The sequence below is a fragment of the Palleronia abyssalis genome (assembly GCF_900302445.1).
In the GTDB taxonomy this organism is placed as follows: domain Bacteria; phylum Pseudomonadota; class Alphaproteobacteria; order Rhodobacterales; family Rhodobacteraceae; genus Palleronia; species Palleronia abyssalis.
Genome location: NZ_ONZF01000007.1, coordinates 23,275 through 49,242, shown reverse-complemented (window position 1 = coordinate 49,242; position 25,968 = coordinate 23,275). Strand labels below are relative to the sequence as shown.

23 protein-coding genes, 2 tRNA genes and 2 pseudogenes are annotated in these 25,968 nt (G+C 63.1%); 13 read left to right on the top strand and 14 right to left on the bottom strand.

Features of this window, described 5'->3' with window-relative positions; translation table 11 throughout:
* Window position 1 precedes the first annotated feature (1 nt).
* A complete protein-coding gene (locus PAA8504_RS14390; protein WP_108894896.1) occupies window positions 2-763 on the top strand; it encodes an amino acid ABC transporter permease in 762 nt (253 codons plus the stop codon).
* A gap of 21 nt (window positions 764-784) precedes the next feature.
* Entirely contained in the window at window positions 785-2,803 is a 2,019-nt protein-coding gene (locus PAA8504_RS14385) for a M3 family metallopeptidase (protein WP_108894895.1), read from the top strand.
* 50 nt (window positions 2,804-2,853) lie between these two features.
* Here the strand turns inward: PAA8504_RS14385 and PAA8504_RS14380 are convergent, their stop codons facing one another.
* Window positions 2,854-4,560 carry a bifunctional sulfate adenylyltransferase/adenylylsulfate kinase gene (locus tag PAA8504_RS14380; protein WP_108894894.1) on the bottom strand — a complete coding sequence of 569 codons (1,707 nt, stop codon included), beginning with the start codon at window positions 4,558-4,560 and terminating at the stop codon, window positions 2,854-2,856.
* 221 nt (window positions 4,561-4,781) lie between these two features.
* Complete coding sequence (gene trxB / locus PAA8504_RS14375) at window positions 4,782-5,786, bottom strand: thioredoxin-disulfide reductase (protein ID WP_108894893.1); 1,005 nt, start codon at window positions 5,784-5,786, stop codon at window positions 4,782-4,784.
* Window positions 5,787-5,927: 141 nt separating this feature from the next.
* Between trxB and PAA8504_RS14370 the strand changes: the two genes are divergently transcribed.
* Entirely contained in the window at window positions 5,928-6,428 is a 501-nt protein-coding gene (locus PAA8504_RS14370) for an Lrp/AsnC family transcriptional regulator (RefSeq protein ID WP_108894892.1), read from the top strand.
* Here the strand turns inward: PAA8504_RS14370 and PAA8504_RS14365 are convergent.
* From PAA8504_RS14365 to lgt, 4 genes are all read right to left on the bottom strand, one after another.
* Entirely contained in the window at window positions 6,425-7,195 is a 771-nt protein-coding gene (locus PAA8504_RS14365) for a Hint domain-containing protein (RefSeq protein ID WP_108894891.1), read from the bottom strand. The genes PAA8504_RS14370 and PAA8504_RS14365 overlap by 4 nt on opposite strands.
* 213 nt (window positions 7,196-7,408) lie before the next feature.
* On the bottom strand, window positions 7,409-8,164 hold the full coding sequence (gene pgeF / locus PAA8504_RS14360; protein ID WP_108894890.1) for a peptidoglycan editing factor PgeF: 756 nt from the start codon (window positions 8,162-8,164) through the stop codon (window positions 7,409-7,411).
* On the bottom strand, window positions 8,161-9,228 hold the full coding sequence (locus PAA8504_RS14355) for a class I SAM-dependent methyltransferase (protein WP_108894889.1): 1,068 nt from the start codon (window positions 9,226-9,228) through the stop codon (window positions 8,161-8,163). Before PAA8504_RS14355 ends, pgeF begins: the two co-directional genes overlap by 4 nt.
* Window positions 9,225-10,109: a prolipoprotein diacylglyceryl transferase gene (gene lgt, locus PAA8504_RS14350; protein ID WP_108895023.1), complete on the bottom strand. Its 885-nt coding sequence runs from the start codon at window positions 10,107-10,109 to the stop codon at window positions 9,225-9,227. The genes PAA8504_RS14355 and lgt overlap by 4 nt, the downstream gene beginning before the upstream one ends.
* Window positions 10,110-10,200: 91 nt before the next feature.
* Here lgt and PAA8504_RS14345 point away from each other — a divergent pair, with 91 nt between their 5' ends.
* Window positions 10,201-10,452: an accessory factor UbiK family protein gene (locus PAA8504_RS14345; RefSeq protein ID WP_108894888.1), complete on the top strand. Its 252-nt coding sequence runs from the start codon at window positions 10,201-10,203 to the stop codon at window positions 10,450-10,452.
* Window positions 10,453-10,518: 66 nt separating this feature from the next.
* On the opposite strand, the pseudogene lipB reads toward PAA8504_RS14345, so the two are convergent.
* A pseudogene (gene lipB, locus PAA8504_RS14340) lies at window positions 10,519-11,175 on the bottom strand (lipoyl(octanoyl) transferase LipB); the annotation flags it as partial.
* A gap of 123 nt (window positions 11,176-11,298) precedes the next feature.
* On the opposite strand from lipB, the gene PAA8504_RS14335 reads away from it, so the two are divergent.
* From PAA8504_RS14335 to PAA8504_RS14305, 7 genes and pseudogenes are all read left to right on the top strand, one after another.
* Window positions 11,299-11,384: transfer RNA gene (locus PAA8504_RS14335), tRNA-Leu, on the top strand.
* A gap of 74 nt (window positions 11,385-11,458) precedes the next feature.
* Window positions 11,459-13,159: a hybrid sensor histidine kinase/response regulator gene (locus PAA8504_RS14330; protein WP_108894886.1), complete on the top strand. Its 1,701-nt coding sequence runs from the start codon at window positions 11,459-11,461 to the stop codon at window positions 13,157-13,159.
* Window positions 13,160-13,342: 183 nt separating this feature from the next.
* Window positions 13,343-14,443, top strand: coding sequence for an ABC transporter ATP-binding protein (locus PAA8504_RS14325; RefSeq protein WP_108894885.1), 1,101 nt, complete (start codon window positions 13,343-13,345; stop codon window positions 14,441-14,443).
* 81 nt (window positions 14,444-14,524) lie between these two features.
* Window positions 14,525-15,676, top strand: coding sequence for an extracellular solute-binding protein (locus PAA8504_RS14320; protein ID WP_108894884.1), 1,152 nt, complete (start codon window positions 14,525-14,527; stop codon window positions 15,674-15,676).
* Window positions 15,677-15,826: 150 nt separating this feature from the next.
* Window positions 15,827-16,117, top strand: coding sequence for a DUF1330 domain-containing protein (locus tag PAA8504_RS14315; RefSeq protein WP_108894883.1), 291 nt, complete (start codon window positions 15,827-15,829; stop codon window positions 16,115-16,117).
* Window positions 16,114-17,820: an ABC transporter permease gene (locus PAA8504_RS14310; protein ID WP_108894882.1), complete on the top strand. Its 1,707-nt coding sequence runs from the start codon at window positions 16,114-16,116 to the stop codon at window positions 17,818-17,820. Before PAA8504_RS14315 ends, PAA8504_RS14310 begins: the two co-directional genes overlap by 4 nt.
* Before the next feature lie 10 nt (window positions 17,821-17,830).
* Window positions 17,831-18,682: pseudogene (locus PAA8504_RS14305) on the top strand (ABC transporter permease); the annotation flags it as partial.
* Here the strand turns inward: PAA8504_RS14305 and PAA8504_RS14300 are convergent.
* The 7 genes from PAA8504_RS14300 to PAA8504_RS14270 are packed head-to-tail and all read right to left on the bottom strand — an operon-like array spanning window position 18,679 to window position 24,920.
* On the bottom strand, window positions 18,679-19,605 hold the full coding sequence (locus PAA8504_RS14300; protein WP_108894880.1) for an AEC family transporter: 927 nt from the start codon (window positions 19,603-19,605) through the stop codon (window positions 18,679-18,681). The pseudogene PAA8504_RS14305 and the gene PAA8504_RS14300 overlap by 4 nt on opposite strands.
* Window positions 19,602-20,399, bottom strand: a complete 798-nt coding sequence (locus PAA8504_RS14295; RefSeq protein WP_108894879.1) for an MBL fold metallo-hydrolase — start codon at window positions 20,397-20,399, stop codon at window positions 19,602-19,604. The genes PAA8504_RS14300 and PAA8504_RS14295 overlap by 4 nt, the downstream gene beginning before the upstream one ends.
* Entirely contained in the window at window positions 20,396-21,175 is a 780-nt protein-coding gene (locus PAA8504_RS14290) for a TatD family hydrolase (protein ID WP_108894878.1), read from the bottom strand. The genes PAA8504_RS14295 and PAA8504_RS14290 overlap by 4 nt, the downstream gene beginning before the upstream one ends.
* Before the next feature lie 3 nt (window positions 21,176-21,178).
* The gene (locus PAA8504_RS14285; protein WP_108894877.1) at window positions 21,179-22,291 is read right to left on the bottom strand and encodes a DNA polymerase III subunit delta'; all 1,113 of its coding nucleotides are present in this window, start codon (window positions 22,289-22,291) and stop codon (window positions 21,179-21,181) included.
* Window positions 22,292-22,301: 10 nt separating this feature from the next.
* On the bottom strand, window positions 22,302-22,910 hold the full coding sequence (gene tmk, locus PAA8504_RS14280; RefSeq protein ID WP_108894876.1) for a dTMP kinase: 609 nt from the start codon (window positions 22,908-22,910) through the stop codon (window positions 22,302-22,304).
* Entirely contained in the window at window positions 22,907-24,082 is a 1,176-nt protein-coding gene (locus PAA8504_RS14275) for a D-alanyl-D-alanine carboxypeptidase family protein (protein WP_108894875.1), read from the bottom strand. Before PAA8504_RS14275 ends, tmk begins: the two co-directional genes overlap by 4 nt.
* A gap of 34 nt (window positions 24,083-24,116) precedes the next feature.
* Window positions 24,117-24,920 carry an SPOR domain-containing protein gene (locus tag PAA8504_RS14270; protein WP_108894874.1) on the bottom strand — a complete coding sequence of 268 codons (804 nt, stop codon included), beginning with the start codon at window positions 24,918-24,920 and terminating at the stop codon, window positions 24,117-24,119.
* 153 nt (window positions 24,921-25,073) lie between these two features.
* Here PAA8504_RS14270 and PAA8504_RS14265 point away from each other — a divergent pair.
* Both PAA8504_RS14265 and PAA8504_RS14260 read left to right on the top strand, forming a co-directional pair.
* Window positions 25,074-25,163: transfer RNA gene (locus PAA8504_RS14265), tRNA-Ser, on the top strand.
* Window positions 25,164-25,226: 63 nt separating this feature from the next.
* Window positions 25,227-25,826, top strand: a complete 600-nt coding sequence (locus tag PAA8504_RS14260; protein ID WP_146190501.1) for a hypothetical protein — start codon at window positions 25,227-25,229, stop codon at window positions 25,824-25,826.
* Window positions 25,827-25,968 lie beyond the last annotated feature (142 nt).

Below are 25,968 nucleotides of genomic sequence, written 5' to 3'. Positions count from 1 at the left end.
TGTGGCACGCGAACGCCCCTGGTGGCTGTGGCTGGCCCTCGCACTGGGGGGATTGATCCTGTGGCGCATCGTCACAGACGACCTTTATCTGCAAATCTTCCAGACGCTTCTGCGCGGCGTCTGGATCACCATGTTCGTGACCGTGATCTCGTTCGCGCTGGCTTGCCTGCTGGGGCTTGGCCTTGCGCTAGCTTCCCTCAGCACGCGCATTTGGGTTCGACAATCGGCCCGGTTCTATGTCGAGGTCATGCGCGGCCTGCCGATCCTGGTCCTGCTTTTGTACTGCGCCTTCGTCCTGGCGCCCGCCATCGTGGCGTTCTGGAACTGGATCGGTCTGCCCGAGGCGCGAACCCGCGACTTCCCCCTGATCTGGCGGGCGATCCTGGCGCTGGTTCTGGGCTATGGAGCCTTCATCGCCGAAGTTTTCCGCGCAGGCCTTCTGTCGGTCGAGGCCGGCCAGATCGAGGCCGCGAAGTCGCTGGGCCTTTCGCCCTGGCAACGCTTCCGCTTCATCGTGCTGCCGCAGGCCATCAAGACGATCCTACCGCCGTTGGGCAACGACTTCATCGCGCTGGTGAAAGACAGCTCGCTTGTCTCGGTGGTGGGCGTTCTGGACATCACCCAGCTGGGAAAGGTCACGGCCGCCGGCAATTTCCGCTACTTCGAGACTTATAACGTCGTCGCTTTCCTCTACCTATGTTTGACAATGGGCCTGTCCTTGCTGCTACGCAGGCTCGAACGGCGGCTGTCTCGCCGCCCCTGACCCTTTCAACAGGAGACCGTTTTGACCAATCCGCTGCTCGGACCCTGGGACACGCCCTTTCAGATGCCACCCTTCGACCGGATCGAGGACGACCATTTCCGGCCCGCCGTCGAAGCCGCGCTGGAGGAAGCCCGGGCGAACGTGGCCGCCATCGCCGACAGCGACGAGGCCCCGACCTTCGCCAACACCGTCGAGGCGCTGGAGCGGTCTGACGAGACGTTGGGCCGAGTTCTAGGCGTCTTCTACAACATCGCCGGGGCGGATACGAACGACACACGGCAGGAGCTGTCCCGCGATTTCTCCCCCATGCTCTCGGCCTTCTCGTCTGACGTCGCGATGAACGAGGCGCTGTTCCAACGTATCGAGACGGTATGGCAAGCGCGCGACTCGCTGGACCTGACCGCGGAACAGCAGCGCCTTCTTTACCTTACGCGCCGTCGCTTCGTTCGCGCGGGGGCCGAGCTGGAAGGGATCGCCAAGGACCGGCTGCGCAGCGTCACAGAACGCCTGTCCTCGCTTGGGGTCCAATTCACCCAGAACCTGCTGGCGGACGAGCGCGACTGGTTCATGGAACTGTCCGAGGGCGATCTGGAAGGTTTGCCTGATTTTGTCGTCGATGCCGCCCGGTCGGCAGGCGAGGAGAAAGGCGTGAAAGGCCCGGTCGTGACACTGTCGCGGTCGCTTATCGTGCCGTTCCTGCAATTCAGCCCCAGCCGCGACCTACGCGAGCGCGCGCATCGTGCGTGGGCCGCGCGCGGCATGAATGGCGGCGACACCGACAATCGCGAGATCGCGGCCGAAGTTCTGGCGCTGCGCGAGGAGCGCGCCGGGCTTCTGGGCTATGACGACTTCGCCACCTTCAAGCTTGAGACCGAGATGGCCAAGACCCCGGAAGCGGTGCGGGAGCTTTTGATGAAAGTCTGGGCGCCGGCCCGCGCCAAGGCCGAGGAAGACGGCCTGCGCCTGGCCGCAATGATGCATAACGATGGCGTCAACGCCGACCTTGAGCCTTGGGACTGGCGCTATTACTCGGAAAAGCGCCGCGTGGAAGAGCATGACCTGGATGAGACCCAGCTCAAGCCGTATCTGCAGCTCGACCGGATGATCGAAGCCGCGTTCGATGTGGCCAACCGCCTCTTCGACCTAGAGTTCACGCCGGTCGATGCGCCGCTCTACCACCCCGACGTGCGCGCGTGGGAGGTCACGCGGAACGGCAAGCACATGGCCGTTTTCCTCGGCGATTACTTCGCACGCGGGGCCAAGCGGTCCGGCGCGTGGTGCTCGACCATGCGGTCCCAGCGGGCGGACGTCCGGCCCATCGTGGTCAATGTCTGCAACTTCGCCAAACCGTCGAAGGAGCGCCCCGCGCTGCTGTCTTACGACGACGCACGGACCCTGTTTCACGAGTTCGGCCATGCGCTGCACCAAATGCTGTCCGACGTGACCTACGAGTCGATCTCGGGCACCAGTGTCGCGCGCGATTTCGTGGAACTGCCCAGCCAGCTTTACGAGCATTGGCTGGAAGTGCCCGAACTGCTGACCACCTACGCCACGCATGCCGAAACGGGCGAGCCCATGCCGGCCGAGATGCGCGACCGGCTTCTGGCGGCGTCGACTTACGACATGGGATTCCAGACCGTCGAATATCTCGGCTCGGCCCTCGTGGATCTGGAGTTCCACATGAGCGAGGCGCCCGAAGACCCGATGGCTTTCCAGCAGGAAGTCCTCGAAGATATCGGGATGCCGAAGGCCATCGGCATGCGCCACGCCACCCCGCATTTCGCCCACATCTTCTCGGGCGATGGATATTCCAGCGGTTATTACAGCTATATGTGGTCCGAGGTGATGGACGCCGATGCGTTCGAGGCGTTCAAGGAAGCAGGCGGACCCTTCGATCGGGACATGGCCGCTAGGTTGGAGAAACACATCCTGTCGGCCGGCGGCAGCCAAGACGCGGCGGACGCCTATATCGCCTTCCGCGGCAAGATGCCGGGGGTTGAGGCGCTTTTGAAGGGCCGGGGCCTGGACGACGCCGCCTGATCCATCGCCAATCAAAAAAAGGGGCGCCAAATCGGCGCCCCTTCTTATTTCTATCCGGCGATCAGACCCATGCTTTCCAGCTTCAGAAGGACCTGGTGGGCGCAGTGGTCGACATCCACGTTAACGGTGTTCACGCGAACCTCCGGGTCCTTGGGTTCGTCATAGGGATCGGAAATCCCCGTGAACTCCTTGATTTTACCTTCCCGGGCCAGCTTGTAGAGGCCCTTGCGGTCGCGCGCCTCGCATTCTTCCAGCGGGGTCGCGACGTGGACCTCGCAGAATGCGCCATATTGCTCGATCTCTTCCCGAACGGCCCGGCGCGTGGTGCCGTAGGGCGCGATGGGCGCGCAGATCGCGATGCCACCGTTCTTGGTGATCTCGGACGCGACGTAGCCTATGCGGCGAATGTTAAGGTCGCGATGCTCCTTCGAGAACCCAAGCTCAGAGCTAAGGTTCTTGCGGACGATATCACCGTCAAGAAGGGTCACCGGCCGGCCGCCCAGCTCCATCAACTTGACCATGAGGGCGTTGGCGATGGTAGACTTGCCCGAACCCGACAGCCCGGTCAGGAACACGGTGAAGCCCTGCTGCGAGCGCGGCGGACGGGTCTTGCGCAGTTCCTGAACAACCTCGGGGAACGAGAACCAATCGGGAATCTCAAGCCCTTCCTGGAGACGCCGCCGTAGCTCGGTGCCCGATATGTTCAGGACGGTCACGCCCTCTTCGATCTCGTCGGCGGGCTCGTACTGCGCGCGCTCCTGCACGTAGACCATGTGTTTGAACGGCACCATCTCGATGCCCATTTCCTCGGCGTGCTCCTTGAACAGCTCCTGCGCGTCGTAGGGGCCATAGAAATCCTCGCCGGCCGAATTCTTGCCCGGCCCGGCGTGGTCGCGCCCCACGATGAAGTGGGTCACGCCATAGTTCTTGCGGATCAGACCATGCCAAACGGCCTCGCGCGGGCCTGCCATGCGCATGGCAAGGGGCAGCAGCGACATGGTCGTCGTCGCAGCCGGGTACTTGTCCAGAACCGCCTCATAGCAACGCACGCGGGTAAAGTGGTCCACGTCGCCGGGCTTCGTCATGCCAACAACGGGGTGGATCAGCAGGTTAGCCTGGGTATCCTTGGCCGCGCGGAACGTCAGTTCCTGGTGTGCGCGGTGCAGCGGGTTGCGCGTCTGGAACGCGACGACCCGACGCCAGCCCATCTTGCGGAAATAGGCGCGCAGCTCGTTCGGCGTGTCGCGGCGGGCGCGGAAATCGTAATGGACCGGCGGCTGGATGCCGGTCACGGGACCGCCCAGATACACCTTCCTAGCTTGGTTGTGCAGATAGTTCACCGCCGGGTGCGCGTCGTCATCGGCGCCGAACACCTTCTCGGCCTCGCGCGATTTGTCGGGGGTCCACTTATCGGTGACGGTCATCGTCGCCAGGATCACGCCCTCCTGATCGCGAAGGGCGATGTCCTGACCGGTTTCGATCTTGTCGGCGAACGCCTCTGACACGTCGAGCGTGATGGGCATCGGCCAGAGCTTTCCGTCCGCCAGGCGCATGTTCTCGACGACGCCGTCGTAGTCGTCCTGTCCCAGAAAGCCCTTCAGCGGCGCGAAGCCGCCATTCATCAAAAGCTCCAGATCGCAAATCTGGCGCGGCGACAGGTCGTGCGAGGCCAGATCGCCCGCCTCGACCTTCATCTTCTGTGCGCTTTCATAGGAAACGAAAAGCTCCGGCACCGGAGCGAGATTGGGATTTTGCATTGCCGTCCGCCTGCTGTGTTGGGGTCCGGGCCCATGGCCGTTGCCGCGCCCCTACCCCAAGCGGCATGTGCGGCTCAAGCCATGGCGGTCCGATGCAGTACGATTGAGGCTAGAATTACGGATAATGCTGCAAAGGTGCCGACATTTTACCGCGAAGGGAAATCTTGCCTTGTGCGCCGTTCGCGTCACGGGGTGCAACGCGAACGCACGTTCCGCAGAGCTCAGCCCGTGGCTTCGACGCGCGCACCCCATCCCAGGGGCTCGCTCTCTTCCTTGCCTTCGTCCATGCCCTGTTCGGTCAACCACCGCTCGGCTTCGAGCGCGGCCATGCATCCCATACCGGCACTGGTGACGGCCTGACGATACACATGGTCGGTCAGATCGCCGGCCGCGAAGACTCCCGGAACGCTCGTTTCGGTGGTTCCGGGTTTGGTCACGACATAGCCGCCCATATGCGTTTCCAGCTGGTCCTTGACCAATTCGGATGCGGGCGCGTGGCCGATGGCGATGAACACGCCCTTCACCTGCAACTCGCGCATTTCCCCGGTCTCGACGTTCTTGATCCGCACACCTTCGACCCCTTTAGGCATGTCGGTGCCGGTCACCTCTTCAAGCTGGTGGTTCCAGATAACCTCGACCTTGGGATGCTCCAACAGGCGCTTTTGCAGAATCTTTTCCGCACGGAGTTCATCCCTCCGGTGGACCAGCGTCACTTTCGAGGCGAAGTTCGTCAGGAACAGCGCTTCCTCGACAGCGGTGTTGCCCCCGCCGAACACGGCGACCTCCTGCCCACGATAGAAGAACCCGTCGCACGTGGCGCATGCCGAGACCCCGAACCCCTTGAATGCCTCTTCGCTGGGCAGACCCAGCCACTTCGCCTGTGCCCCGGTGGCCAAGATCACGGCGTCGGCCGTGAAGACAGTGCCGCTGTCTGCCGTTGCGGTGAATGGCCGTTGAGAGAGGTCTAGCGAGGAAATGTGATCCGACACGATCTCCGCGCCCATTTCGCGAGCATGGCCTTCCATGCGAACCATCAGATCGGGGCCCATGATGGATTGCTCGCCGGGCCAATTCTCGACATCGGTGGTGATGGTTAGCTGGCCACCGGGCTGGATGCCTTGAACCAAGACCGGGTCCAGCATGGCGCGGGCCGCATAGACGGCGGCGGTGTACCCGGCGGGACCGGACCCGACGATGAGAAGCTTGACGTGGCGCGACTGAGCCATGATTCCCTCCTGATGACGCTGGCCGGATATAGGTCTTCGACGGGTGGCATGAAACCCCGGTAGAATATTGCGCATTTGCGAAACATAATTGCGCGTGCCGTTATTGAGGCGTAAGAGACGCGAAACCACCCTGAGGACGCAATGCCGGGACAGAAACTCGACGCCATCGACCGGAAAATTCTGGCGGAACTGCAGCGCGACGGTCGAATGACGAATGTCGAGTTGGCCAAGCGCGTCGGCATTTCCGCCCCGCCGTGCCTGCGCCGGGTCCGAACCCTGGAAGAGCAGGGGTATATCCGCGGATATCATGCCCAGGTTGACGTTCGGCAACTGGGGTTCGAGGTGCAGGTTTTTGCTATGGTTGGTCTGCAAAGCCAGGCCGAGGCCGATCTGTCAGCGTTCGAGGAAAGATGCCGGAACTGGCCCCTCGTCCGAGAGTGCCACATGCTGAACGGGGAGGTCGATTTCGTCCTGAAGTGCGTGGCACCCGATCTGTCGAGCTTTCAGTCCTTCCTGACCTCGGAGCTGCTGACCGCACCGAATGTCGGAAGCGTGAAGACGTCCCTTGTGATCCGGGCCGCGAAAGAAGCGCCCGGGGTTCCGTTCGATATCCTCGAAGAGCGGGTCGCCCGCACGGCCTAGGCGAGTGCTGTCAGTCGTCTGAGATCCTCGCCGCGAAGTCGAGGCATCGCCAACTCGCCGAAGTCGGGCAGATTATCGTGATGCGGGAACATCGACAGGTAGAGACTGCGTATTTCCCGGCCCAGGGAGTCCGAAAGGGTCCCAGGGTGCGCGCTTTCGACTTCAACTCCGTTCGCGGTGAAAATGGAGTGACGCGCGAATCCCAAGTGGAACACCTGGATAGCCGATATCGGTCGGATCCGAATGACGGAATTGTCGTCGGCAAGCGAGGCGGCCGGCACCAGCGCGGCGTCGGTACCCACCATCGCGCGCAACGACGTACGCCGTGACACGATCCGCGCGGCTGGACCCACCAAAAGGTCGGGAAGGGGGCGCGACGGTCCCAGCGCTTCGGACGCGATGCGATGGAGGGGCATGTCCTTGTGCAAGGGTGCGATGACCCGGCTTCCTTTCCAGCGAAGTGTGGCCGCTCCGACGCTGGTGACGATCCGGTCACCGGGCAGCAAATCCTCGATCGCGATGGGTCCGGTGGTCGTCTGGATCAGCGTCCCGCGGGCAAAAGCGGTAAACGCCTCGGTAAACAGCGGTGTGCTGGGCCCCATCCGGACGCCGTCCTCGACCCCACCGTCCGGGGTCAGCCAAGAGAACTGATAGCGCGTGGTCAAAGGCGGCAGAACTTTGACCTTGGCGGGACGTGCAGCGCTGTTCACGGTCCAGGGGGGCTGGCCCGTGGAAAACACGCCCCCCGGCGTGATGTCGCCGGCCATCTCAGGCGGACTCCGCCATTCGAATTGCGGGGCAGCCGCCCGCCACGGGAAGGGACGGAAGGGGTTTCGAGGCTTCGGCAATCGCCGAAGCGATCCAGCGACGGGTGGTCATGGGCCAATCCTCCAACAGGCAACGGTTCGTCTCACTCGGTCGAACTGTTGTCGCTGGGGAATTGGGCGGATTGGTGGCTCCGGGCGGGAATTTGGAAGGCGTCAGCCGGACCGGATGATCGAGATCAGGCGCCCATAATCCGCCTCACGCCGGTGAGTCGCCCGGCGGTAAGAGTAGAAGCGCCCTTCGTCGGCATAGGTGCAATGCCCGATCCAGTCGGCCGCCCCGACCCCGGCCTTGCGCAGGGCATGAAGCCCGTATCCGGGCAGATTGAACAGCAGCCTGTCGCCCTTGCCTTGCGCGAAGAAACGCGGCGCTTCGGGATCGTCCATGATGAATTCTTCCAGAAGCTCTGGTCCGACCTCGTAATTCGCCTGGCTGATGCAGGGTCCGATCGCCGCCGCGATGCGGTCCCGCCGCGCCCCGAGCCGCTCCATCGCGGCGACCGTGTTCTCGATCACGCCGTCGCGGGCGCCCCTCCAACCGGCGTGCAGTGCCCCGATGACACCGGCCTCGGAATCCGCCAGCAAGACGGGCATGCAATCGGCTGTCAGGATCCCCAGGGCAATGCCCTTTCGGGTCGTGACCATCGCATCGGCGTCTCCTTCGGGCAACGTGTCCGTGACCTCGACCACGCGGGCCGAATGGACCTGCGGCACGGTGAACAGCGCCTCCGGTGCGACATCCATCGCCTCGGTGGCACGGGCGCGATTGATCCGGACCACGTTGCCCTGATCCTTTGACCCGGTGCCGCAGTTCAGCCCTGCAAACACCCCGGAAGACGCCCCGCCGCGCCGGGTGAAGAAGCCATGCGGAACGATATCCAGTACATCGCAGGTCAGGTATGAAACACTCATGTCCGAGCCTCCAGTCCAGGGGGCGGCCCGGCATCGTCGTAAAGGGCCATGACCTTGAATAGCTGGCCCATCTCGTCGGGATGGGTCAACCTGCGATGCGCGGCGATATGGGTTTCAAGGGAAGGTCCGTCGAGACGGCGTGCCAAAGCCTGCGCCCGTGCGGTGATGCCCAGCCGCTCCAGCCAGATGCCCTGCGGGGTAACCTGGCTGGCCTTGCAGGGCGCTGCAGCCGCCAGCGCGCCGAAATCCACGTGCGAGGTCAGGTCGGCGGCGCCGGGATGGGCGAACGGGCTTTCCTTTTCATGATATCTGACGGCCTGGAACGTATCCCCGATGACGAGATCATCGCCATAATCGAACAACAACGCCGCGCCGCCCCGATCCGCGATCCGGTGCCCGATCTGTTCGGCCAGTGCGGTCGCGGCGCCCGAAACGGCGACCATGTCCCCGTCGGCGGTGTCCTCCAGGCGATGGGCGAGGTTCGCGAGTGGCAGCGCGTCGGACTTCCCGAAGGCCAGCGCTCCGTCCTGGACCGTCACCAACCTCTCGCGCCACAGATCGCCGTCGCGCAGGAACTGGCGGACGGGAAGGGCATCGAGAAACTCGTTCGCCACCAGGAACAAGGGGCCGTCGTCGGGCAAGTCTTCCACGGTGTCGCGGAAGAGCGGGGTGAACGCCGTCAGCACCTCTGCCTGAATCGCTCGCAACGGAAGCGAAACCTCGACCAACACCAGCCGCGCCGCCTCGACGAACCCCGGAACCCGGCTGGCGGCGCGCAGGGCATCGGCCATCAGTGTACCGCGCCCGGGGCCAAGCTCGGCGAGGGTAAAGGGGGCAGGGCGGCCCCGGTCGATCCAGGCTTGGGCCAGCGCCAGGCCTACCAGCTCGCCGAACATCTGGCTGATTTCGGGCGCGGTGATGAAGTCGCCCGCCGCGCCCAGCGGGTCGCGGGTCGTGTAGTATCCATGGGTGGGGTGCAGCAGGCAGGTCGTCATGTATTCCGCGACCGAAACCGGTCCGGTCGCGGCGATCTGGCGTTTGATGAGATTGGCAAGGATCGTCATGTGCGGGTTCGAGCCCGCAGGATCAGGCCCACCCCGATGGCCAGCATTGGCAGCGACAGAAGCTGGCCCATGGACAGGCCGGCCGAGCCGATCTGAACGACATAACCCATGGGATTGCCCGGCGTGACGAATTGCGCATCGGCCTGGCGCACCAGCTCGACCAGGATACGTGCGATCGCATAGCCGACGAGGAACACGCCGGTCAGTTGCCCCGGCCGCTTTAGCCAACCGCGCCGGAAGGCTAAAACGATCAGAAGCCCCCCCAGAAGGGCTCCTTCCAACGCCGCCTCGTAGAGCTGCGAAGGGTGACGTGCGCAGAGGCCCTCGACCCCGGGACAGTCCTGCGCGGCAGCGCCGGGAAAGATCACGCCCCAGGGAAGGTCCGTCGGGCGCCCCCACAGCTCGGCATTGATGAAATTGGCGATCCGACCCAGTAGCAGCCCCGGCGGCGTCCCCAGTGCCATGAGGTCCAGCATCGAGAACAACGGGATGTTCTTGCGTATAGCGAAGATCAAACCGCCCGCCGTCACGCCAAGCATCCCGCCGTGGAACGACATTCCGCCTTGCCAGATCGCGACAATCTCCAGCGGGTTCGCCAGATAGTAGGCGGGTTGATAGAACAGGACGAAGCCTAAACGCCCGCCGATCAGGATTCCTAGGATGATGGCAGTCATCAGATCCTCGACATCCTTCGCGGTGAAGGGGGAGCGGTTCTCGGGCCACAAGGCGGGCCGCACGGCCGCCATGGTCGCCAGCCGCCACCCCAGCAGAATGCCCACGATATAGGCCAACGCGTACCAGCGAAGCGCCAGGGTGAAGCCGCCGATGTCGATCGAAAAGATCTCGGGGCGGATGTCAGGGAAGGGAATGGCCATCAACATGGCGCGACAAAGCGGGCCGCGCCGGGGGAAGTCAACCTTGAGAATGCGGACCACCCGGCCCATATCGGACCCAACGCGACAGGAGGATCCCATGCAGACGCGCAGCAAGATGTTCGACGACCTCAGCCAGCTCATGACCAACGCCATGGGCGTCGCCCAGGGCGCCCGGTCCGAGGCCGAGACCGCCATGAAGGGCATGATCGACCGGTGGCTGGCCGACCGCGACTTCGTCACGCGAGAGGAATTCGACGCGGTGCGCGCGATGGCTCAGAAGGCCCGCGAGGAGAACGAGGCCCTGAAGGCCCGTCTCGACGCGCTCGAGGCCGGCAGCCAGCCGTCCTGAGGCCAGGCCAGCCTTATCCCGGATCCCCGTAACGGGCCGCTCCCGGGCGGCCCGTTACGGCGGTCGTCAGTTCCCGAATACCTCGTCGAAGGTCTGGCGAAGGGCGGTGTCGACATCCTCCAGGGTGACCGGCAGGCCAAGGTCGACCAGGCTGGTGACACCGTGGTCGGTGATCCCGCAGGGCACGATCCCGTCAAAATGGCTCAGGTCGGGTTCGACATTTATCGACAGCCCGTGCATGGAAACCCATTTCTTCAGCCGCACACCGATGGCCGCGATCTTCTCTTCCCGCGGGGCCCCGTCCGGCCCCGGGGCCTTCTCAGGACGCACCACCCAGACGCCGACGCGCCCCTCGCGGATCTCGCCCTTCACGTTGAACCGGTCCAGCGTGGCGATCACCCATGCCTCCATCTGGGCGACGAAGCGACGGACATCGCGCCCGCGCCCGGCTACGTCCAGCATAACATAGACCACGCGCTGGCCGGGCCCGTGATACGTGTATTGCCCGCCCCGACGGGTGGGAAAGACCGGGAAACGGTCGGGATCGACCAGGTCCGCGCTGCGCGCCGAGGTTCCCGCGGTATAAAGGGGCGGGTGTTCCAGCAGCCAGATCAGCTCGGGCGCGGTGCCGGCCCGGATCGCCGCGGCGCGGTCCTCCATCGCGGCGACGGCAACCTCGTAGGGCACTGGGGCCTCCTCGATGCGCCATTCAACCATGCCAGTCCCCCGTCGTTGCGCCGTGCCGTTTCCCGCGTCGCCGGTATGCTCTACACTGCGCGAGGGCGCGAAAAAACCGCTTTCCATCTCGGAAGCTCTTCGATAAACGGCCGCCACCCGGTCGGGAATGCGGTCGTGGCGGAATGGTAGACGCGCAGCGTTGAGGTCGCTGTGGGGTAACACCCGTGGAGGTTCAAGTCCTCTCGACCGCACCATTCCCGGCCCGGGTCTTTAGGGAAAATTTTCGGTCTTAAGCCAGCGGTAATGCATCGCGGCTAGCCATGCAGTCATGACGTTGGCCGCCCCAAAGGACATGGCTCTACAAGAGCAGATTACCCGTATCCGGGCGGATCGGCCTTGGCGGATCTTGGTCATCCTCATCGCGATGCTCGCTTGGACTATCTGGTCACATCTTCGGCCTACAACGCTGACACTTATCCTGGTGAACCTGGCACTCGATTTTCTGACCATTCCGTTGGAAACATCACTGCGCCGCCGCCCGACCTCGAGAAAATTCTACATCTACTGCACGTCGCTTTTCCTCCAGTCCGTCAGTATTTCGGCCGTTCTCATCGACAATGTTCTGAAGCATCCCGAGCAGACTTACTTCCTTAGCGCCGTCATTCTCCTGATTCTCGTCTTCAATTGCCTGATGGTGCGGACCGACAAGACAATGGTCCTTCTAGTATCGGTCATGCCGGTGTTCGTGGCGCTTAGCGGCTTGGTGGTGATGTGGATGCGGTCGAACAGCGGCCTGGTGGATGCCCCCCTGATCATGGTGACGATCTGCATCGCTCTGGTATACGGCGGGGCCACGTTCATCTTGATGCTCAGAAGGTCAGCCGCGCTGCACGCGGCCCGACGCGACGCGATCGAGGCGACACGCACGAAAGAGCGCTTCTTCAGCGTCATCGGGCATGAGTTGCGCACGCCCCTGAACGGAATCCTCGGCGTCGCGCAGTTGGCCGAGATCGAGGCCGCCGATGACAGGGGGCGCGAGCGGGCGCAAATCCTGAAGTCCTCGGCCAACGATATGTCGAACCTGCTAACCGACCTTCTCGATCAAGCCAAACTGGCCGAGGGGAAGTTCACTATCTCGCCAGCCCCGTGCGAGCTTCGCAGTGCGGTCGAAGGTGTCGTTCGTCTGCATGCGGACGCCGCCCGAGCGAAGAAAGTGGAGGTAACTGAGCGGGTTGCCCCCGGACTGCCCGTTTGGGTTCGGCTCGACGAGCTTCGTTTGCGACAGATCCTGTCGAACCTTCTTAGCAACGCAATCAAACACACGCCGCGCCACGGAACGGTGTCTCTGGCCCTTGAGGCCCAGAACGACAAGCTCGTATTTTCAGTCGAGGATGCCGGGCCGGGGATCGATGAAGGGCAGATTGCCACATTGTTCCAGCCGTTCCAACAACTGGACGACTCGGCTTCGCGCTCTGGAATGGGTACGGGGCTGGGACTCGCGATCTCGAAGGGCCTCGCGTTGGCGATGGGTGGTGATATCAAGGCCTCTTCTTCCGCCGAGATGGACGTCGGCGCCAAGTTCACGGTGACTCTTCCCATCGCTGAATGCGCAGCGCCTTCAATCCCCCGGATACCTTCGGATTGGGGGGGGCTTCTGGCGGGGAAAGTCATCCTGCTTGCCGACGACCACAAGGTCAACCGCACCATTGCACGCGGCTTCCTCCAACGTGCGGGCGCCACCGTGATCGACGCCCAGGACGGTCAGCAGGCCCTCGATATACTGGGTCGGACGTCGGTCGATGCGATCCTTCTAGATATGCACATGCCCCGCAAATCCGGACACCAGGTCATCGAACATCTGCGGGCCGACAAGCGCCGGGCGAACCTCGTCATTCTGGTCGTCTCCGCCGTCCAGGACTGCGATATCTGGGGGGCGGACGCCGTCCTGCCCAAGCCGATCGAGGCTACCAGTCTGGTCGAAACACTTCATGGGCTTCTGGTCGCAACGGATCGGCGCCTCAGCGCGTGATTTGCGATTTCGACGTGCGGTCTTTGCCGCTACAGCAGGCAAACTGACCGGAAACTGTGCGATGCCGGACGTCCTAAGACATATCGAATTTGTTCAATTGCCGTGAGTTTACTTGCAAACCGTCCACCCGTTTGCTTTCTTCCACCGCAACGACCGCGCCAAGCGGCAAATGGGGAGACCAAGGTGCTGGACACCAGAAGCGACCAGGCGTTCGTATCATTCGATCGTGTGCAAAAAAGCTATGACGGGGAAACGCTCGTCGTGAAGGATCTGAACCTCAGCATCGGAAAGGGCGAGTTTCTGACGATGCTCGGACCATCGGGGTCGGGCAAGACGACCTGCCTGATGATGCTCGCGGGGTTCGAGACGGCGACGCATGGCGAGATCCGGCTCGACGGGCGGGAGATCAACAACATCCCGCCCCACAAGCGCGGCATCGGCATGGTGTTCCAGAATTATGCCTTGTTCCCCCACATGACCGTGGGCGAGAATTTGTCGTTTCCGCTAGAGGTCCGCAAGATCGGCAAGTCCGAGCGTGAAACCAAGATCAAGCGCGCACTGGACATGGTTCAGATGGGCGATTTTGTCGGCCGCCGTCCCGCCCAGCTGTCAGGCGGGCAGCAGCAGCGCATCGCACTGGCCCGTGCCTTGGTATTCGAGCCCGAGCTCGTCCTGATGGACGAACCGCTCGGCGCTCTGGACAAGCAGCTGCGCGAGACGTTGCAATTCGAGATCACGCGCCTGGCCCACGATCTGGGCATTACCGTGGTCTATGTGACCCACGACCAGACCGAGGCGTTGACCATGTCGGATCGCGTCGCGGTCTTCGACGACGGGCGAATTCAGCAGCTAGCCACGCCCGACGCGCTTTACGAAACCCCGCAAAACAGCTTCGTCGCCCAGTTCATCGGCGAAAACAACACCTTGCGCGGTACGGTCAAGACGCTCGACAAAGATCGCTGCGTTGTCACCCTGGACGGGACCGGCGAGGAGATCGACGCGCTGCCGGTGAACGTGAAGAAGGCCGGGGACAAGACCCTGGTGTCGATCCGGCCCGAACGGGTGGAATTCGATCCCCAGCTTGGTGAGACATCTCATACGCTCGATGCCGAAGTCCTCGAATTCATCTACATGGGGGACGTGTTCCGCACGCGCCTCCGCGTGGCCGGCCGCGACGATTTCATCGTGAAGACCCGAAACCGGGCCGATCAGAAGCGCCTGTCGCCCGGCGACAAGGTCAAGATCGGCTGGCTTCCACAAGATTGCCGCGCGCTCGACCACTGATCGCGCGGCCAACCTTCGTACCTCTGCCCGCGGGCGAAGGATGCAACGACCTTAACGGGCACCTTAACAAGGAGAATTTCCGTGAAACTCAAGTCCACTCTTTTGACCTCGGCCGCGCTGTGCATCGCGACCGGTGCGTTCGCAGAGCAGCACGCCGAGATGACCGAAAGCCCCGTCGCGGGCGAGCCGATGTCCGACGAGATGACGATCGTCTCGTGGGGCGGCGCCTATCAGGAAAGCCAGCTGAAGGCCTATGTCGAGCCATATCTTGAGATGAATCCCGACGTGAACATCACGTGGGATGAATCGTCCGCCGAGGCCGTCGCGCAGCTTCGCGCCATGAACGAGGCCAACAACCTGACCTGGGATCTCGTGGATGTCACCGCCGCCGACGCCATGCGTCTGTGCGACGAAGGCATCGCGATGGAAGTCGACATCGACGAAATTGCGGCCCCGGCGCCCGACGGCACCCCGGCCTCGGAGGATTTCGGCGAGGACATGCTGGTCGCCGACTGCTTCATCCCGCAGATCGCGTATTCCTACACCTTCGGCTACCGCACCGACGTGGACGAATGGAACGGCGAGACGCCGTCCGAGATCTGCGACATCTTTGACACCGAGACGTTCCCGGGCCAGCGTGCGCTCGAGCGTCGTCCGCACAACAACCTCGAATGGGCGCTGATCTGCGACGGCGTCGCGATGGATGACGTCTATGACGTGCTCGAGACCGACGAAGGTGTCGATCGCGCGCTCGCCAAGCTTGATGAGATCAAGGACGACACCGTGTGGTGGACCTCGGGCGCTGACACGCCGCAGCTTCTGGCCGACGGCGAAGTCGTGTTCGGTTCGACCTATAACGGCCGTCTCTTCTCGCTCATCGAAGAGCAGGACCAGCCGGTCGAAATGATGTGGGACGCGCAGTCCTATGACCTTGACGGCTGGATCATCCCCGCCGGGCTCGAGGACGAGCAGCTGAACCGCGTGAAGGACTTCCTGTGGTTCGCCACGGATACCCAGCGTCTGGCGGATCAGGCCAAGTACATCTCCTACGGTCCGGCCCGTGCAAGCTCGGCCCCGATGGTCGGGGAGCACGCCGAGCTCGGGATCGACATGGCGCCGCACATGCCGACCAACCCCGAGAACGCGACCAACGCGTTCGTTCAGAACTACGAGTGGTGGGCCGACTACCGCGATGATCTGGACGCCCGCTTCCAGGCGTGGCTCTCGCAGTAATCGAAACGTTCGGGGCGGGCTTTTTGCCCGCCCCGATCCACGGCCGACAGCCCGTCCCGACGCTAATGCGGCAAGTGCGAGACCCGTAGCCGGCACGGCGCCGGCCCAGGCCCGATCATTGTCCGACAAATGACCGACAGGAAATCCGCGATGCCCAAAGGCTACATTATCGGCCATATCGAGGTGACGGACCCCGAGGGGTATCCAGAATACGTCCAGAAGGACACGCCGATCCTCGAAAGCCATGGCGCCCGTTTTATCGTCCGCGGCGGTCAGTCCGAGACGCCCGAAGGTGCCCCGATGGGCCGCCATGTCGTGATCGAGTTCGACAGCTACGAGGCGGCCAAGGCCGCTTATAACGACCCCGAATACCAGGCGGTTGCGGATATCCGTCGCCGCTGCGCCGAAAGCACGATCATCCTTGTGGAGGGCGTGGAATGAGCAGCGCAACCGGCCCGGACGCCTTTACCGGCGCGACCCCCGACAACGCCATCCGCGACGCCGACCGCGCCGGGAAGAGCGGCGGCGCGATGCTTGCTGCCGACGGCACCCCGCTCAAGGCATCGCTGGCCAAATCGCTCAGGGCGCAGAAGCTGCGCGCGCTGGCCCTGATCGCGCCGCTTTTGATCTTCATCATGGTGACGTTCATCGCCCCCATCGCCGATATGCTGTTCCGCTCGGTCGAGAACGATATCGTCAGTCAGACATTGCCCCGGACCGTGGTGGAGCTCGACCGTTGGGACGGCGAGGGCGTCCCCGACGAACAGACGTTCCGGGCGCTGGGGGCCGACCTCATGGTGGCTTCCGAACTGAAGAACCACACGCGGCTTGGTTCCCGTCTCAATTACGAGACGACCGGAGTGTCTTCGCTGTTCCGTCAGACAGGGCGGGATGTGGACGATCTGGGGGAGATTTATGCCGACCAATTCATTGACCTGAACGAGGCGTGGGAAGAGCCGTCGACGTGGATGTCGCTTATGGCCGATCCAGCCTGGATCGAAAATCACGAGGCTTGGGCGGCGCAAGAGGACGAGGATGAGACCCCTGAACCCCGTTTCCGGGTCTCGCCGACCGCTCAGCAGGCCCTGCCGCGAACGGCCCGGCTTTTCAGCCAGTTTGCGACGATCATCCAAACCGAGGATGAGGACAGTCCCACCGAAGAAGAACCCTGGAATATCGTCTACCAGGCACTCTACGAAGATCTGACGGGCGGCTACGACGCGGGGGCTTACGGCGGCGACATTCAGGCCCTGCTAGCAAACGCGGCCGAGGCTGCGGCTTCATTCGAACAGATGAATGTCAGGGACTTCTTCGTTGAAGAGATCGATGAAGACTGGGCAGATCCCCAGGTGTGGGGAACGATCGAAGCGTTCTCCTCGCCGTATACGGCCGGATACTTCCTGTCGGCCATCGACATGCAGTTGACGCCGCAAGGGATCGAGGCCCAACCTGAAGACCAGCAGATCTACATGCTGCTATTCCAGCGCACGATGTTCATGTCGATGACGATCATGATCTCGTGCATCCTTCTGGGCTATCCCATCGCGTTCCTGCTTTCGAACCTGCCGCTTCGAACCTCGAACCTTCTTCTCATCCTGGTTCTGCTGCCGTTCTGGACGTCGCTTCTGGTCCGGACCAGCGCGTGGAAGGTCCTGCTTCAGCAGCAGGGGGTCATCAACGATATCCTTGTATGGATAGGGCTGGTCGCAGACGGCAACCGTCTGGAGTTGATCAACAACCAGACCGGTACGATCATCGCGATGACTCATATCCTGCTGCCGTTCATGATCCTGCCCCTCTACTCGGTCATGAAGACGATCCCGCCACACTACGTCCGCGCGGCGAAGTCACTAGGCGCGACGAACTGGACGGCCTTCTGGCGGGTCTATTTCCCGCAATCGATCCCCGGGATCGGGGCGGGGTCGATCCTCGTCTTCATTTTGTCCATCGGCTACTACATCACGCCCGAGATCGTCGGCGGCACGACCGGTACCTTTATCTCGAACCGGATCGCCTATCATATCTCGACCTCGCTGAACTGGGGCCTGGCGGCTGCGCTCGGGTCAATCCTGCTCGCCTTCGTTCTGCTGCTTTACTACCTGTACGACCGCATCGTCGGCATCGACAACGTGAGCCTCGGCTAAGGAGACCGATATGGAACTGCCCCCTTATGCGACGCTCGGCCAACGGGTCTGGCACTACACGTTTCTGGTGATTTGTGGCCTGATCTTCTTCTTCCTGATCGCGCCGATCCTCACGATCATCCCGCTGTCGTTCAACGCCGAAAACTTCTTCACGTTCACGCCCGGGATGTTGGCTTTCGATCCTGACGCCTACTCGCTGCGCCACTATGAAGATTTCTTCACCAATTCGCAGTGGCAGGCGGCGATGTGGAACTCGATCAAGATCGCCCCCGTGGCGACGCTGATCTCGGTGGCGCTCGGCACGTTGGCGGCGGTGGGATTGTCGCAAAGCCACGTCCCCTTCCGTCGCGCAATCATGGCGATCCTCATATCGCCCATGATCGTGCCCCTGATCATCTCGGCCGCGGGGATGTACTTCTTCTATTCGCGCCTCGGCATGCAGGGGACCTATTGGGGTGTGGTTCTTGCCCATGCCGCCCTGGGTATTCCGTTCGTCATTATCACGGTCACGGCGACTCTTGTGGGGTTCGATCGCTCATTGACGCGGGCCTCTGCGAACCTGGGAGCGGGTCCGGTGCGCACCTTCTTCAAGGTGCAGATGCCGCTTATCCTGCCTGGCGTGATCTCGGGCGGCTTGTTCGCGTTCATCACGTCCTTCGACGAGGTTGTGGTGGTGTTGTTCGTCGGTTCCGCCGGTCAGAAGACCTTGCCGTGGCAGATGTTCATCGGTCTGAGGGAACAGATCTCACCGACGATCCTGGCGGTGGCGACGATCCTCGTTATCCTGTCGATCATGCTTTTGACTGGTGTCGAATTACTCCGCCGCCGGTCGGAGAAGATGCGAGGCTTGTCGCCAGGTTAAGGCAGGATCAGTAGCCAGACCCAGACCGACAGCAGTGATACCATCGTACCGATCAGGACGCCCGACGCGGCTGACCGGCGGGCCGTGCCATAGATGTTGGCGAAAATATAGGTGTTCACGCCTGGCGCCATGGCAGCGGTCAGCACGCTGCCCCGGAGTTGGCCCACCGAAAGTCCGAGACCTTGTCCGACCAGCCACGCCACCGACGGATGGAGGACCAGGGATGCCCCGCAGATCAGGGCGATGACCTTCAGGTCACCCTCGGGCTTGTAGCGATACAGGATACCGCCCAAGCCAAACAGCGCCGCCGGAAGCGCCGCCCGTACCATCAGATCGACGGCGTCGCCCACGACCCGCGGCAGGGATACACCGCTGAGGTTGACGATGAACCCGAGCGCGATTCCGATCACCAGGGCATTGTGGAACATCGCGCGCGTCACCTTGCGCGGCAGGCCGCCGAGGGCTTCGCCCCGGGCACGGACGATTTCCATCACCGTGACGCCGACGAGGTAGCAGAATGGCGCATGTACGGCGATGATCGCGTAGTTGAAACGCAAGGCCTCGGTGCCGAACGCACGTTCCGCGATCGGCAGGCCGAGCAGCACCGAGTTCGAGAACAGTCCGCAGAACCCGATGGCCACGGCATCTTCCCATGACCGCCCGAACAGACGTCCACCGATGAGCCCCGCGGTGAAGCCTGAAATCGCGCCGAGGTAGAATGACAGCAGCAATGGCCACGAAAACTCGGCGCCGAGGTCGATCTCGACGATTCCGCGAAACAGCAGGCACGGGATCGCGAACCGTTGCGTGAAGTTCATGAGACCATCGACGCCCGCGTCCGAGAACCAGCCCAACCAGACCGCGCCATACCCAGCGCCGATCAGGATGAAGACCGGCAGGATGACGTCGACCAGGGCGCTCATGCGTCGTCCAGGGACAGCACCATCATGTCATAGGCCGGCTCGATATGGCGGGGTGTTTCGGCACGGACGACCTCGTAGTCCAGATCATTGTGCATGTTCGTCAGAACGGCCCGACGCGGTGCCGCACGTTGGATCCAGTCGAGCGTCTGATCCAGATGCGCGTGGCTGGGATGCGGCGCGCGGCGCAGAGCATCGACGACCCAGATATCCAGATCCTGCAGCATCGGCCATACGCTTTCCGGGATTTCGTTGACATCCGGCAAGTAGGCCAGCCCGCCAATGCGGAAACCCAGCGCTTCGATCCGGCCGTGTTGTACGTCGAAGGGATGCAGGGTGATACTGCCCCCGGCGCCGTCGACCTCGACCGGGCCTTCAATCGTATGCCGGTCAAGAATGGGCGGATAGTCGGACCCCGGAGGCGTCTGGAAAACGTAGGAGAATCGCGTCAAAACATCAGTTGCGGTCCGGTCGTCCATCCAGATCTTCAGCCGCGCGCGGGTGTTCATGACGACCATCCGAAGATCGTCCAGGCCGTGGCAATGATCTGCATGGGGATGGGTCAGCACCACCGCGTCCAGTGTCCCGACTTTCGCATCCAGAAGCTGCATTCGCAGATCGGGCGAGGCGTCGATCAGCACTCGGGTGACTCCGTCCGACCCGATGCGTTCGACCAGCATCGAGCATCTGCGCCTATGGTTTCGGGGGTTGGCGGGGTCACATTCCCCCCAATGCCCGCCCAGCCGGGGCACCCCGCCTGACGATCCGCACCCGAGAATAGTAAAGCGCAGGCTCATGCGGCCTTCCAGAACAGTCGTTCGAAGTTCTCTTCGGTCTGCCGGGCGAAATCGTCGAAGGACATGCCCACCGTCTCTGCCCCCACACGCGCGGTGTGCGCGGTATACGCGGGTTCGTTACGCTTGCCGCGATGGGGCGGGGGGGCGAGGTAGGGGCTGTCCGTCTCGACCAGGATGCGGTCGACCGGGGCTTCGGCGAAGATCGCCCGCAGATCGGATGATTTCTTGAATGCCGTGATGCCCGACATCGAGAGGTAGAAACCGAGATCCAAAGCATGTCGCGCCAACTCAGCCCCGGACGAGAAGCAGTGCATCACGCAGGGGAAGGGACCCTTCGCGTGCTCTTCTTCCAGAATGCGGGCCATGTCCTCGTCGGCGTCCCGCGCGTGGATGATCAGCGGAAGGTTGGACTGCCGGCTGGCGTCGATATGGATACGCAGGCTTTGCTGCTGAAGATCGCGGGTTTCGGCGGTATAGTGATAGTCCAGACCCGTTTCCCCGATCCCGACCATCTTGTGATGTTCGGAAAGTGCAAGAAGCTCGTCCACCGAGGTCATCGGCTCGTCGCCCGCGCTCATCGGATGCGTGCCGGCTGCCCACCACACTTCGGGATGCGCTTCGGCGATGGCCCGGACCCGGTCGGCCTGTTTGAGCTTGGTGCATATGGTAACCATGCGGTGGACGCCGGCATCGACCGCGCGTGCGACCACAGCGGGCCGTTCGTTGTCGAAGTCCGGGAAGTCGAGGTGGCAATGGCTGTCGGTGATCTGCGGCATATCCTAGCCGCGCAGGATCTCGCGGCCCGTCTCGTTGATCTTGAGGCCCGTATCTAGAACCAGCGAAGAGGGGTCAAGGTTGACCGCCCGCCCATGTGCGATCCGGGCAGAGACATCTTGCGCCAGATTGGCCCAGATGCGGCCCGCTGCCGGGGTCGGGGCAAGGTGGGAGAGGACTTCGGCTTCGCCTGGCGTCGCCTCGGCCTCAGGGGGCGCCCCGGCCCCTTGGCGGGCAAGTCGGGACAGGAAAAGGTCGATCAGGCGGGACAAAGTGTCGAGTTTCGTGCGCCCGCCCGCCCCGGCCAGGCCGTTCGTCAGGGCCAGAAGTCGGGGGCGGTCCATATCCGGGATCGATCGTCCCAGCGCCACGAGTTCGGAATAGAGCTTCGGCCCGTACTCCTGCAAAAGGCGCGCCGCCTCCCCGACCGAGCCGGAGGCCAATTGCGCCAGCGCGGCCGGCTCGATCTGCGGCTCGAGACCGGCATTCGCAATCGCCGTGGTCAGGTCTAGCCCCGACAAAGGTTTGCAGGCCAAGACTCGGCACCGAGAGCGGATCGTCGGCAGCAGCCGGGCGGGGGCGTGGCTGATTAGCAGGATCGTCGTGCGCGCGGGCGGCTCTTCCACCAGTTTCAGAAGCGCGTTGGCGGCCTGGGTGTTCAGTTGATCCGCCGAGTCGACGATCACCACCCTTTGGCCCCCGTCGGTGGCGGACAGATGCAGGAAATCCCGGAGGGACCGGGCCACGTCGACCGTGATATCGCGCCGCTCCGTCCCCGTCGGTGACAGGGTGGGGCGCATCAGGAACAGCCCCGGATCGCTAAGTGCCGCGACCCGCGCGGCCACGGGGTGATCGTCGGGAATATCCAAATTTTCGGGCCCGCCGAACATGCCCCCCCTGTCGGGCGCAGCAATCAGGAAACGGGCGATCTTCCACGCAAGTGTGGCCTTTCCCACCCCGCGCGGCCCGGTCAGCAGCCAGGCGTGATGCACCTTGTCGCGGGTCCAGGCGTCCAGAACCTCGGCTTCGGCGGCCTCTTGGCCCAGTAGGCGCGCGGTATGGCGTGGGTGCGGGACACCGTCGACGCGATCCGGCTCATAGGGGGGGGCTTCGCTCATCCCGATATGCTCAGGGCAGGGCCGACTGCACCGACGCGGCGACCGCCTCGGGCGCATGATTGCCGTCGATCACGACGATACGGTCAGGATGCGCCTCTGCCAAACCCAGGAAGGCCGCGCGCATTCTGGTCTGCATCTCGACCCCGAAACTTTCGAACCGCTCTTCATGTCCATGGCGGGAAAGGGCGCGTCTCAGGCCCTGTTCGGGGTCGATGTCGATCAGGAATGTCCGGTCAGGCTCGATCCCGATGACCGCGTCATGGAGGATATTGACGGTTTTGGTCAGGTCGCCGCGTGTGGTGCCCTGATAGACCCGGGTAGAATCCGCGAAGCGGTCGGAAATCACAACCGCGCCCCTCTCGATCCCCGGAAGGATGATCCGCTCCAAGTGATCGCGTCGGGCGGCCGTGAACAGCAGCAGCTCGGTCTCGGCCGACCACCGATCCGGGTCGCCTTCGAGGACTAGGCGTCGAATCTCTTCGGCGCCGGGGGAGCCACCGGGTTCTCGGGTGAGGACGACGTCCCGGCCGGCCGCCTTCAGGTGATCAGCTAGAAGCCGCGCCTGCGTGGACTTGCCGGAGCCGTCGATCCCCTCGAAGCTCAGGAAAAGACCCGTCACTCTGCTTCGGTGGGGGCGTCGCCGCCATTGGAGGCGCGGTCGATGGCCATTGCAAGAAGCACGTTCGCAGCTGTCTTGATCCGGGGAACGAAGCCGCCTTCTGGAACAGCCTCGGTGGCGATCAACGGAATCCGGCTGTCGGGCATACCTTCGATCGAAATCAGCAGAGTTCCAACTTCTTGTCCCGCTTCGATGGGGGCCCGCAACGGCTCGGCGTAGGAGGCGACGGCTTTGATCTGGCCCTGTTCCAGTGCGGGGATCAGCATCCGGCGTCCTTCCGCCGTAACGAGGTCGACGGAACTACGCTCGCCCATCCAGACCTGCGCGGTTGCGATTGCCTCGCCCTCATTCACGAGGTCCCTCTCGACGAATTGGCGGAAAGCCCAATTGACAATGCGCTCAGCCTCGTCAGCACGCGCACGTTCACTGTCGAGACCCGTGATCACGAAAACGATCCGCCGGTCGCCTTGGGCCGCCGAGCCCACAAGCCCGTACCCGGCTTCGGATGTATGCCCGGTCTTCAGGCCGTCTGCGCCAATGCCGAGCCCCAACAGGGGATTGCGGTTGAACCGGTTTTGCGGGGCGCGATCATCGAACGCAAATTCTTCCTGCGCGAAATACCCGTAAAGGTCGGGGAACTCCTGAATCAGGCGCGAGGCGAGGATGCCCAAATCACGCATGGACATCCGCTGGTCGGGATGGGGCCATCCGCTGGCATTGGCGAATGTCGAGTTCATCATTCCCAGATCTCGGGCGCGTTCCGTCATCTGCCTGGCGAACGCCGCTTCGGACCCGGCCAGCCCTTCGGCCACCACGACGCAGGCATCGTTGCCGGACATGACGATGATTCCCTGGATCAGTTCCTCGACGGTCGGGCGATCCCGCTCGTTGAGGAACATGGTCGACCCGCCCATTTCCTTCGCCTCGGTCGAGACGCCGAAGCGGGTATCCATATCCACCCGGCCGTCCTTCAGGGCCTCGAACAGCATGTTCAGGGTCATGAGTTTAGACATGGACGCGGGGGGCAACGGTTCGTCCGCCTGCTTGTCCAGTAGAACGGTATCGGTCGTGACGTCGTAGACATAGGCCGCCCGGGCACTGGTCTCGAACGCAGCGGCGGGCAGGGCAAGAAGCGTCGCAAGGCAAAGTGCCAAGATGCGCAACAGGATCATGACGGGTCCTCCGAATGGGTCTTTTCGCGGTGTATCACCCGGAAACGAAATAGGCATCCTGGAACCCGAGCCCTTTCACTTTCGTGAGCAGTTCGGCACGGGCAGCTTCCGAGGCCGCCGGCCCGACGACGACGCGATAGAAGACCTTTCCGGCGGTCTCCTCACGATTGACTGTCGGATCCGCCCCGATCCCCTCAAGGGAAGTCGCGGTGTTCCGGGCATTCTGTTCCTCGCTGAAGATACCGATCTGGATGAACGGTTTGGCCAGGGACGATGGGGGCGCCGCAGGGACAGGATCGACGCTGGATTCGATCACGGGGGGCTCGTCCAAAGCGCTCTCGGCTATAGGCGACGCATCTGGCAATCCAGCAGGTGCCGCGACGGGCTCCGAAGGGGCTGCGCCGGGGGCTTCCTCACGCCTCAGCGCGGTGATGTTGAGCATCGCCGGCGTGCCCGCAAGCATGCCAAGGGCCTCGGCCGCGTCCGAGCTGACCTGAGCGGTCGGCCCGACCGAGCCGGGCTCCCGGCGGAAGAGGGCGCCGATCACGAACTGGCCATTCTCCTCGTTGCGAATGATGACCCGTTCGGGATCGTCGGTCTCGGGATGCGCGACCCATACGCCTCCGAGGGACGGGCGCCCGTCCCATACACCGCGATCCATGGCCTGGAAGACCTCCGGCGCCTCGACATCGCGTTCCACGAGCCGTTGCGTCGTAGAGGGCCGAACGGCGTCCTCTTCCGCCGTGCCGCTTCCAGAGCCGACGCAGCCGCTCAGAACGCCCAAGGCCGCAACCGCGACGCATATGAGCCGGTACGATTTGCCCGATCGTCTTGCCATTCACCGCCCCATCATTGCCTGTGTACCGCGTTTGCGGCCTTTTGACGAAGCATAGTCCAGCGATCCGCCCATGAAAAGCATGCGTCGCACAGTTGGCGGACCCTCTCACGGGGCTTCCCCTTCGAAAGCGCGCGCGCTAGACGGTTCCCGACCGGAGGAGTGGCAGAGTGGTCGATTGCGGCGGTCTTGAAAACCGTTGGGCGTGAAAGCGTCCCGTGGGTTCGAATCCCACCTCCTCCGCCATCTCGTAAATAACTGTTCTGAAACGGAAATCTTGGATATCGAATCAGCTTACTGGACCCGTTGTTGGACCCGCTGCTGGACAGAATCTCTGTCATCGAGAGGACAGAGATTCTCGCCCTTGCGATGGTCTGGGGAGATAGCCGCATGTACGAAAGCGCCCCGTGGCGGACCGAGCTACGCCTTCACGCTGTGACGATCCGGGAAAGCTGTGAATGCCGATACTCCGAGGTTCCCTTCAGCCTTGAGCGCGCGATCTTGTACTCGGCGTTCGTCCTGCGGAAGCTTATGGAGGATCGGAAGCTCACGGATGAATTCTGCGACAGGATTGTGCGCGCCGAGACCTTCGTCGCGGCGGCTCCCGAGATTGGCAATTTTTGGCGGGATTTGCCGGGATCGGTCGAGTTAAACTATGAGCATCCGCAGCCGCGCGATGTTTCCATCAAAGAGCTTTGCAGTCAGGTGATCCACAACCTTGCACGTGACTGGTGGCTTGATGATGACGACGAGATCGCGGCTTCTCTCATCGTTTCGTCTTATCGTGCGCAGGATCGCATCGGATACCGGATCATTCTGTCCGAGTGGGCAGACCTGTTAGATGAAGCGGCGGCAAGTATCGTGACAGAGTTCCGATGGGTCGAGGGAGAGGGGTGGGTCTATCGGTAGGGCACACAGCCAAAACACCCGCTCCCCAAACTCGCCGAGACAGTGACCCCACCGGGTGGGGCAAAGAGGTTGAGGCATCTAGCACCGAACTTGGAAGCACCGATGCGCCCGCCATACTATCTTAAGGACAGGTTGTGCTCGC

Bases quoted from the DNA above. Each gene is read 5' to 3' on its own strand.
- PAA8504_RS14345 (WP_108894888.1), top strand. From the start codon at position 10,201: ATGCAGACGCGCAGCAAGATGTTCGACGACCTCAGCCAGCTCATGACC.
- trxB (WP_108894893.1), bottom strand. From the start codon at position 5,786: ATGGCTCAGTCGCGCCACGTCAAGCTTCTCATCGTCGGGTCCGGTCCC.
- PAA8504_RS14315 (WP_108894883.1), top strand. From the start codon at position 15,827: ATGCCCAAAGGCTACATTATCGGCCATATCGAGGTGACGGACCCCGAG.
- lgt (WP_108895023.1), bottom strand. From the start codon at position 10,109: ATGTTGATGGCCATTCCCTTCCCTGACATCCGCCCCGAGATCTTTTCG.
- PAA8504_RS14365 (WP_108894891.1), bottom strand. From the start codon at position 7,195: ATGGCCGGCGACATCACGCCGGGGGGCGTGTTTTCCACGGGCCAGCCC.
- PAA8504_RS14285 (WP_108894877.1), bottom strand. From the start codon at position 22,291: ATGAGCGAAGCCCCCCCCTATGAGCCGGATCGCGTCGACGGTGTCCCG.
- PAA8504_RS14270 (WP_108894874.1), bottom strand. From the start codon at position 24,920: ATGGCAAGACGATCGGGCAAATCGTACCGGCTCATATGCGTCGCGGTT.
- PAA8504_RS14300 (WP_108894880.1), bottom strand. From the start codon at position 19,605: ATGAGCGCCCTGGTCGACGTCATCCTGCCGGTCTTCATCCTGATCGGC.
- PAA8504_RS14295 (WP_108894879.1), bottom strand. From the start codon at position 20,399: ATGAGCCTGCGCTTTACTATTCTCGGGTGCGGATCGTCAGGCGGGGTG.
- PAA8504_RS14275 (WP_108894875.1), bottom strand. From the start codon at position 24,082: ATGATCCTGTTGCGCATCTTGGCACTTTGCCTTGCGACGCTTCTTGCC.
- PAA8504_RS14290 (WP_108894878.1), bottom strand. From the start codon at position 21,175: ATGCCGCAGATCACCGACAGCCATTGCCACCTCGACTTCCCGGACTTC.
- PAA8504_RS14370 (WP_108894892.1), top strand. From the start codon at position 5,928: ATGCCGGGACAGAAACTCGACGCCATCGACCGGAAAATTCTGGCGGAA.
- PAA8504_RS14310 (WP_108894882.1), top strand. From the start codon at position 16,114: ATGAGCAGCGCAACCGGCCCGGACGCCTTTACCGGCGCGACCCCCGAC.
- PAA8504_RS14380 (WP_108894894.1), bottom strand. From the start codon at position 4,560: ATGCAAAATCCCAATCTCGCTCCGGTGCCGGAGCTTTTCGTTTCCTAT.
- PAA8504_RS14355 (WP_108894889.1), bottom strand. From the start codon at position 9,228: ATGACGATCCTTGCCAATCTCATCAAACGCCAGATCGCCGCGACCGGA.
- pgeF (WP_108894890.1), bottom strand. From the start codon at position 8,164: ATGAGTGTTTCATACCTGACCTGCGATGTACTGGATATCGTTCCGCAT.
- PAA8504_RS14330 (WP_108894886.1), top strand. From the start codon at position 11,459: ATGACGTTGGCCGCCCCAAAGGACATGGCTCTACAAGAGCAGATTACC.